This window comes from Pseudomonas sp. MF6396 (assembly GCF_002018915.1).
In the GTDB taxonomy this organism is placed as follows: domain Bacteria; phylum Pseudomonadota; class Gammaproteobacteria; order Pseudomonadales; family Pseudomonadaceae; genus Aquipseudomonas; species Aquipseudomonas palmensis.
Map to the genome: position 1 here is coordinate 1 of NZ_MVOK01000052.1, position 7999 is coordinate 7999.

The 7999-nt window shown below is 54.8% G+C and carries 9 protein-coding genes; 7 read left to right on the top strand and 2 right to left on the bottom strand.

The annotated features are described in order from the left end of the window. From MF6396_RS27270 to MF6396_RS27290, 5 genes are all read left to right on the top strand, one after another. Positions 1-579, top strand: a 579-nt coding sequence (locus tag MF6396_RS27270) for a type IV secretion system DNA-binding domain-containing protein (RefSeq protein WP_153046139.1), incomplete at its 5' end; no start/stop codon positions are given. 776 nt (positions 580-1355) lie between these two features. Beyond that, positions 1356-1919 (top strand): helix-turn-helix domain-containing protein, encoded by a 564-nt coding sequence (locus MF6396_RS27275; protein WP_139053267.1) that lies wholly within the window; start codon positions 1356-1358, stop codon positions 1917-1919. 199 nt (positions 1920-2118) lie between these two features. Beyond that, complete coding sequence (locus MF6396_RS27280) at positions 2119-2529, top strand: entry exclusion protein 1 (RefSeq protein WP_233098630.1); 411 nt, start codon at positions 2119-2121, stop codon at positions 2527-2529. Positions 2530-2767: 238 nt separating this feature from the next. Continuing rightward, a complete protein-coding gene (locus tag MF6396_RS27285; protein ID WP_078481981.1) occupies positions 2768-3625 on the top strand; it encodes a DNA-methyltransferase in 858 nt (285 codons plus the stop codon). Next, the gene (locus MF6396_RS27290; protein WP_047299607.1) at positions 3626-4237 is read left to right on the top strand and encodes a BglII/BstYI family type II restriction endonuclease; all 612 of its coding nucleotides are present in this window, start codon (positions 3626-3628) and stop codon (positions 4235-4237) included. Position 4238: 1 nt separating this feature from the next. Here MF6396_RS27290 and MF6396_RS27295 read toward each other — a convergent pair whose 3' ends face one another. Then, positions 4239-4541: a hypothetical protein gene (locus MF6396_RS27295; RefSeq protein ID WP_047299609.1), complete on the bottom strand. Its 303-nt coding sequence runs from the start codon at positions 4539-4541 to the stop codon at positions 4239-4241. A 196-nt stretch (positions 4542-4737) separates the two neighbouring features. Next, a complete protein-coding gene (mobQ, locus tag MF6396_RS27300; protein WP_338013434.1) occupies positions 4738-6231 on the bottom strand; it encodes a MobQ family relaxase in 1494 nt (497 codons plus the stop codon). Between the two features lie 25 nt (positions 6232-6256). On the opposite strand from mobQ, the gene MF6396_RS27305 reads away from it, so the two are divergent. Together MF6396_RS27305 and MF6396_RS27310 are read left to right on the top strand one after the other, a co-directional pair. Next, positions 6257-6508 carry a hypothetical protein gene (locus MF6396_RS27305; RefSeq protein ID WP_078481982.1) on the top strand — a complete coding sequence of 84 codons (252 nt, stop codon included), beginning with the start codon at positions 6257-6259 and terminating at the stop codon, positions 6506-6508. Positions 6509-6897: 389 nt separating this feature from the next. Continuing rightward, a partial coding sequence (locus tag MF6396_RS27310; RefSeq protein WP_153046140.1) for a type IV secretion system DNA-binding domain-containing protein occupies positions 6898-7999 on the top strand: 1102 nt, incomplete at its 3' end.

The window sequence follows — 7999 nt, forward strand, 5'->3', positions numbered from 1 at the left end:
AAGGAGTCCGAATTAGGCGTCTCCCGCGATCTAATCGCCTGCTGGATGGATATTTTGGTATCGGCGGGGCTTGAACGCGCCGAAGGCGGGCAAAACACGTGGATCATCATTGACGAGCTGGACACGCTCGGAGAGTTAGCCAGCTTGATTGCCGCCACCACCAAACTCCGCAAACGCAACGTGCGTGTGGTCGTAGCCTTCCAGTCCTACAGTCAGCTCGTGTCCACTTACGGCAGGGAACGTGCCTCGACGCTACTCAACTGCTTTTCGAACAAGCTCATTTTGCGTTCCGTAGATGGCGAGACAGCGGAAAAGCTGGCCCGAGAATTGGGCGAGCGCGAACGCTGGAAGTTGTCCAGCACCTCGAAAGGGCAAAGCGCATCGTCCACCGAATCGCTCCAGCGGGAACAGGCCGTGATGCCCTCCGAGCTTCAAAACCTCCCCGATCTGCAGGGCTATATCAATCTCGCGGGCGACTACCCGATTGGACGCTGCCAGGTGTCGTTGGAAGCGACTAAACCACGGCATGGGCCAGTGATATACCCTGAAGGGCTCCCGACCTATCTGGGTGACGACTGAGAGCCAAAGGACGTTGTGGAAGTGGATGACAGCCCTTTCACTGTCTAACACGCAAGCGAAGCGCGCAGGGCGTAAGCCAGCGCCGTGAAGGAGCGAAGCAGCCCGTGTAAGGCCTAGAGTTTGTGTGCGGTGTAAGACGGGCGCACAGCGACTGGAACGGCGCTTGATCTTGCTTCGCACGATCTCAAACTCGCGAATTCCCGTTAAAAAAATCAGTTACAGGCGGCCTATGGCCGCCCGGCGCTTTGCGCCGTTACGGGGCAAAGAGCACCAACGAGCCGTCTGGGACAGTTACCCACCTCGCTTCGCTCCGTGGATAACTATCAGACTGACGCCTCGCTGCGCTCGTTGTCGGGCCGTCCCAAATCCCTGGCCGGAAAAAGCACCCGACCAGCGATTTGGAACGACCTGGACGTGATAGAGCATATCGTCTCTGACGTTTTTCGAAGCAACACCAAAATCACAGGCTAAACGCGGACTGAGGTCGGCGGCTGCGTTCATCGCAGCCTGCAAGACCGCAAGCGGTGGCGCCGCAGGCGGCACCACTTAGCCCCGCTCCTAAAAGAAAAAGAGGGCACTTCTGGACAAAAAAGTCTGAACACCAGTAAATACGTGGCCTGCAGCCATTTTTTGACCTGCTTGATATGTTCACTCTAGGGTGAACATATATGTTCACTAGCTGAGTGAACATTTACCATCTGAGTGAACATCTTGTGCGCACGCGGCGTTCATATATACTGAACATCATGTTCACCAGGCCGAACGGATATGTTCACTTGAAACAGATCAGAAAAGACCCCGCTGATTTCGCCATGCTGACCCGTGGTTACATCCGAGACATTCGTGAATTGTCTCGGCGTAGCCCTAGCGCGTTTCAAGTCTTCATGCTGCTGACGGAGCGGATGAATAAGACCAACGCGATTGTTATCAGCCAGTCCACTCTCTGCCAGATCCTCAACTACGGCAGAACGGCGATACATAACGCCATTCGCCTACTTGAGTCAGAGCGCTGGCTCCAAATCGTGAAAATCGGGACAGCTAACGGCTATGTCATCAACTCCAAGGTCGTTTGGCGGGACCATAGCGGCAAGCGATACGCGTCGTTCTACGCCGAGGTAGTGGTCAGCGAAAGCGATCAGGGGAGGCCTGTTGAGGACTGGGATAATGTCGAGTTGCGCCATGTTCCCGTTCTTCAGGCCGGCGAACATCCGATATCTACCGGCGATTTGCCTCCCCCGGACCAAGCTGAATTATTGCCAGTCACAAGGGATGAAGTGCCCCGCGTTAGGGGCTCTGACATCCAAGATATGGAGACTGACAATGAATCTAGCCGACGTTAAACAGCATCTCCGTCAACTCGGGGCGCTGGTCCATGACATGGAAAGCATCCTGGACGATGGCACAGAGGATGCGCCATTGGCTTTCTTTGAAGCATGCGAGGATGTACAGCATCAGATAACGCAGCTTATGCGCGCCTCCTTTATCGCAGTTTAGGTAAGCACGAGTAAAGTGGCACACCAAATCGAGGAGCGGTGACACATGGCGTGGCACACTATCCAAGAGGCACAGCAGTTGACCGGAAAGAGCCGTCGAACGCTCTACCGGGATATGTCTAAAGGCCGTCTATCTTGGGCGCCTGAGGGTGATAACGCCCGTCGATTGGAGACGTCTGAGCTAATCCGCGTCTATGGCACTTTGCTCCCAGTGGCACAGTCTGAGATTGAGAAACCGGCACACGCTGGCACTGGTGTTGGCACACAAGACACGGCCCTGATCTTGGCCGAATTGAAAGCTCTACGGGAAGAAGTCGCCGAACTTCGCCAGGCGATGCGCTTGATCGAGCACAAACCTGATCCTGTGCCATCTGTCATACCTGACACGCCCGAAGGCGTGCCAGATTCACCGCAGCTACCGCTGCCGTGGTGGAAAAAATGGGCCTTCCGCCAGTAAGACTGGGCGAAAGACGGTGTTGCATTACGAGCAGTACCTGATAGCTGCGTCGATCACCAGGATGATACCGAGGGACACTTAGGCACCTCCGGATTGCTGCTTGACCTGCCGAAGCAGCATTGGCGGTTGATCCACAAGGACTAGCGGTTCCGTTATTCGACGAACACCTCACACGGCTCGGCTAAGTGCTGGATCTCTAGCAGAGAATGCCGTATATTTGTAATACGCAGAGGTGACCATGAAAGCCAATACAGTGAATTCAGATAACCAAGACGCCGTTCTTGTACATAAAGACAATCTTCTTTTTATGCGGGGCTTAGAAAACGAATCAATGAAGCTGATCGTTACGTCTCCTCCGTACAACATCGGAAAGTCATACGAAAAACGCTCATCTCTTGAGGATTATATACGTGGCCAAACGCAAGTAATTTCTGAGTGCGTCCGTTTGCTTCATCCGCAGGGTTCAATATGCTGGCAGGTCGGTAATCATGTCCAAAAGGGCGAAATTTTCCCGCTAGACATAGTTCTTTATCATCTATTCAAAGATCACGGACTAAAACTAAGAAACCGCATAATATGGCATTTTGAGCACGGGTTACATTGTAAGAACCGATTGTCAGGAAGACACGAGACAATTCTTTGGTTCACTAAGGAAGATGAATACACATTCAACCTTGATCCAATTAGGGTGCCGTCCAAATATCCGAACAAAAAATACTATAAAGGTGAAAAAGCAGGGCAGTTATCAGGAAACCCGTTGGGTAAAAATCCTGGTGATATGTGGATACTTCCTAATGTGAAAAATAACCACGTCGAGAAGACCATCCACCCTTGCCAGTTCCCTGTTGAGCTGGTCGAGCGTCTGGTTCTCTCGCTCACGAATCCCGGCGATGCAGTGTTTGATCCCTACATGGGCGTGGGTTCTACCGCAGTGGCAGCCCTCAAGCATGACCGACGCACCTATGGATGTGATGTCATACGCGAATACGTTGATGTAGCATGGGAACGAGTTCACGCCCTCAGGGCAGGAACACTCGACACTAGACCGATGCATAAGCCGGTCTACGACCCTACGTTGCCCAATGGCGGACATTAGATGCGAATTGTTCAGTACTACTCCCACTTAAATGGATTTGAATACCTTCAGTACCATAAGCCTAAAATATGGGCAGAGGTTGAAGCTATTATTGCGGGAGTAGATGCTGAACGGTGCAGGACAAAAGCATCTGCCGAAGCAAGAAAAGCAGGGAAAACTCTTTATTCGCCTGTAGATATGAATGCCGAGTTTAAACAGCTATTTGAAAAAAACAATTGGAAAGAAGAGAGAGTTACTAACTGGTTATCTGAGGACACCAGGATTTTACGTCAGATTGTAAACCTGAAACCTGATGACCAGAAAAGAACTATTGAGGAAGGCAATCAAGAACCAATCATGACCTATAATCAAACCGACTTCATTAAGGATCGGGTTGCGGTTGAAGTGCAGTTTGGTAAATATTCTTTTGTTGCCCACGACCTTTTCGTCAAACACATGTCTTTCTATATCAACGGCAACATCGATGTTGGTATAGAGATTGTTCCAATGAAGTCCATGGAACGAGATATGTCATCTGGCGTTCCTTATTATGAAAGGGATTTGTTCAATCTAATGAGGCAAGGCCGTGGTATTCCAGCAGTGCCTATTATCCTGGTAGGCATTGCGCCCTAATTCAGTACCAGTGACTTGGAACCTCAACACCATAGTTTTTTGCCACCGTTTCTAGCATGGCAATAATCTCTGCATGGTTAGCCTGGTCTATCTGTTGCCAGGCGGTGCGGCGAGCTAACAGGTCTTTAAGTTCACCTAGTCTGTACATTCCCAGCCGGTGAAAATTCCCCCAACTGGGAATACCAAAGAGGTTATAGATTGTGACTGTTGAATCCCGCTCACTAGCCAGCCGTTTTTCACCGGTCAGCTTCTCGGCAGCCTCTTCGGCATCGTCACGATCATCGTAGGTAAACAGTAGCTTCATTGGATCGCTGCTCCAGTATCTGAGCTGCGATTTTGCCTGACCCTCCGTAACTCCTAAAGCGAAAGCACCACTATCGCGGATATGAGCCGTAGCGTGAAGCTCAAAAGCGCCTGGCCACGACCACTACACGCCCACTCGGCACGGCCTGGTTAAACCGAACGACAGGAACGCCAGCCTTGGCGGTTGATCAACGGAACTAGCGTTCTCTGGGGAAATTGCGGCTTCGTGAGCGTTCCCGTTCTGGGTCACGCTTATCGTTCTCGCGCTTGGCAGTTTCTAGGCGCTCAGCTCGTTCGATCCGTTCACGCTCAGCGGCCAGGCGCTCAGCATTGGCCACCCACTCGCGTTGTGGCTGATACTGCGCCTTGATCTTGGCCGTCTCTTCGCGCCTGATCTGCAGATAGGCTTTGTCGGCCTGCTCGATCTTCGCCGGCAGTGCTTCCAGCGCCGTGTTCGCGGCCTTCACGGCGTTTTCGCGCTCAACCAAGTAATCCGGCTTGTTCAGTCCAATAGCCGCCATTTTGGCACGCATGGGGTGCCGCTCCGACCACTCTTCAATTTCCACCATCGCTTGGTATTTTCGGGCCTGTGCCTCGTTACGCTCTTGCGTCAGGTCGCGCACCTTGGCGTAAGCCGTGGTCACGGGCGACGACTGAGCTGCAACGTCAGCGGCATCCATGAACGCCGGACGGCCATGGCGGCGCTTGTACTGCTCGATGTCCTGCCGAATCTCGGCGGCGGTCTTGGTCTTTTCGACCGGACGGCGGCGCTCCCGCTCGGCCGCGAGGTCGATAATCTGCGCGCTGACCCGCTCCCGCTCGACGTTGTTCGCCATCACTTGGCGGTTGCCGTCGCCCCGGTCGGACGCCTTGCCCCGGCGCTCCATGTCCGTAGCGACTGCGCCAAGGTGCGTGGTGGCTTCGCGGTCGATGCCCTGAGCGGCAAGGCTGCGATGGTCGATCCGCTCGGCACGGCCTTCGCGCTCCAGGGCGCGATTGGTTAGGTCGGCCCAACGCTCGCGCAACTGCTCGATGTCGTGCGCGCTGCGCCCCTCAATTCCAGCCTTAGCGCGGTCTTTGTCGCCCAGCTCCAAGGCGGTTTTATTGCCGAGCTCGATGCCATCAACCCCCCGGCTGACTTCCCGGGTCGTCATCAGAATGTGGGCATGGTGATTGCGCTGGTCGCCTTCCTGGTCTGGGCGATGAATCGCCACGTCCACGGCCACACGATAACGCTCGGCCAGTTCGCGGGCGAAGTCGCGGGCCAACTCTTTGCGGCCAGCCTCCCCCAGCTCGGCGGGCAAACCCACGATCCATTCGCGGGCAGTGCGCGAGTCCTTACGCTTTTCGGCGGCTTCAGCGGCGTTCCACAGCTCGGAACGGTCGGCGGTTCCGCCGTCCGGCATCAGGATTTCAGCCGACTCGACACCCGCCCGGCGGGTGTAGTCGTGGATCAAGCCGGTGCGTTGATCGACCAACTCACTACCAGACCGATAAGCAGCAGCAGCAACGGACGAACGTCCGGCGCTTCTCGCTATCGGTTTGGTGGTGCAGTGGAAAATTGCCACGGCTCTTGATTCCTGTGCTTTTGATTTTGCTTTAGCCCCGCAGGGCGTACTGGGTTGCGTAGCAACCCGTAAGTGCGCACTTTGCAGTTCGCTTCGCTCTCTGGCTGCGTGATATCGTAGCACGACCGAAAGAGAGGAGGCGGGATAAATGGCGCTGACGATAGAGCAAAAAATCGCACAAAAGGAAGCCGAATTGGCTCGCCTTCGTAATCAGAGCCGGGCGCTCGAAAACGGGCAAAAAATCATTTTGGGCGGGATGCTTTTGGCCGAAGCGCGCAAGGACGCAAAAATACGCCATTGGCTCTTGAGCATGGTTCAGGCCACCGTGAAGCGAGACGTCGATCAGCGGCGCCTCGCGCCGCTGATCGACGAGCTCGCCGCCCTGGATAAAACACTATGAGGTGGCAATGGCGTTACATACATAAAGCTATGGAGAGGCTGCCGTATGACATTTGAAAGAGATGAACTGGCCAAATACGAAACAGCCATTAGCACCATAGGGAATGTCAGGGCCCTGGCATCCCAGCATTTAGCTGATGAACGCAAAAAGGCAAAGCCAAACGAGGCGCATATAACCTATTTGCGTAATTGGCAGGGGCACTTGCTCCAAGTGCAGCGTGGATTGACCATAACTGACCACGCTGCCGTAAGCACCGCTACGGCCACCTATGCGCAAATACTGAAGAACCGAAGCACAGCCCCCAACTTTCCGTTAGAACTGCCCATATGGACATCTAGAGGCCCTGCGAGCGGTCTTTGCAGAGGCTCAGATCGCCGGGAGGCCAAACCATGAAATGGCATTGGCGCTACCTCGCACTGATCTGGCTCGTCTGGTGGGCTTGGACGCAGCAACTAGGCTTTTCAACCCCGCTGACTGGTTGGGTCAAGCTGGCGGTGATGGGCGCCGCCGTCTGGTACGGGCTGGGATTCGTGAAAGTCCTCATAGAAAAATATCTGCCAGAGGGTCGCAGCGATCCCAAGGTGGTAAGGGGGGTTGAACTCTCCACCTCGGCAAGCCTTCTGTGTGCACTAGAACTGACGGCACGGGGCATTACCCGCACCGATGAGCGCGGCAATGTCACTCCGGAATGGCGCAAGGCGGAAAACGACCTTCGCCGCGATCCGACCAAATACCACGACAAGAACGTTTTTGACGGGTGGGTGAGGCTGGCACAGACGCCAATCCCACCCGCCAATGAGGCCCTGCACATCGCCATCACGGCTAGCACCGGGGCCGGTAAGTCGGTCGCACTGCGCGGCTTGCTGGCCGACATTCGGGCGCGTGGTGATCGCGCCATTGTTATCGACAACGGCGGCGAATTTGGGGCCGAATTCGGCGCACCTGGTGACCTGGTGCTGTCGCCGTTCGATAAACGCTCGCTTGGCTGGAACTTGGTGAACGAAATCCGTGAATCGCACGACTGGATGCGCATTACACGTTCGGTCGTACCGGACGGCCAAGGCAGCGAGCGCGCATGGCACGAAATGGCGCAAAAGCTGCTCGCTAACTTGGGCATGAATACCCATGTCGATAACGCCGAATTGTTGCGGATCGCCACCGGCTACAGCGCCGAAGCCCTGCAACCATTGCTTGCGGGCACCTCGTCCAGCGTTTTGACTCAAGACGGTGGTGACCGCCTGTTGACCAATATTCGCTCGGTTTTTGGCACAGTGTTGCAATGCTGGCAGTTCATGCGCGGCGGCGGCTTCTCCCTCCGCGAATATATGCAAAGCACTGATCCACGTTGGCTGTGGGTGCCGTTCAAGGAGTCCGAATTAGGCGTCTCCCGCGATCTAATCGCCTGCTGGATGGATATTTTGGTATCGGCGGGGCTTGAACGCGCCGAAGGCGGGCAAAACACGTGGATCATCATTGACGAGCTGGACACGC

Coding starts and splice junctions, on each gene's coding strand:
- MF6396_RS27280 (WP_233098630.1), top strand. CDS start 2,119: ATGGCGTGGCACACTATCCAAGAGGCACAGCAGTTGACCGGAAAGAGC.
- MF6396_RS27285 (WP_078481981.1), top strand. CDS start 2,768: ATGAAAGCCAATACAGTGAATTCAGATAACCAAGACGCCGTTCTTGTA.
- MF6396_RS27290 (WP_047299607.1), top strand. CDS start 3,626: ATGCGAATTGTTCAGTACTACTCCCACTTAAATGGATTTGAATACCTT.
- MF6396_RS27295 (WP_047299609.1), bottom strand. CDS start 4,541: ATGAAGCTACTGTTTACCTACGATGATCGTGACGATGCCGAAGAGGCT.
- MF6396_RS27305 (WP_078481982.1), top strand. CDS start 6,257: ATGGCGCTGACGATAGAGCAAAAAATCGCACAAAAGGAAGCCGAATTG.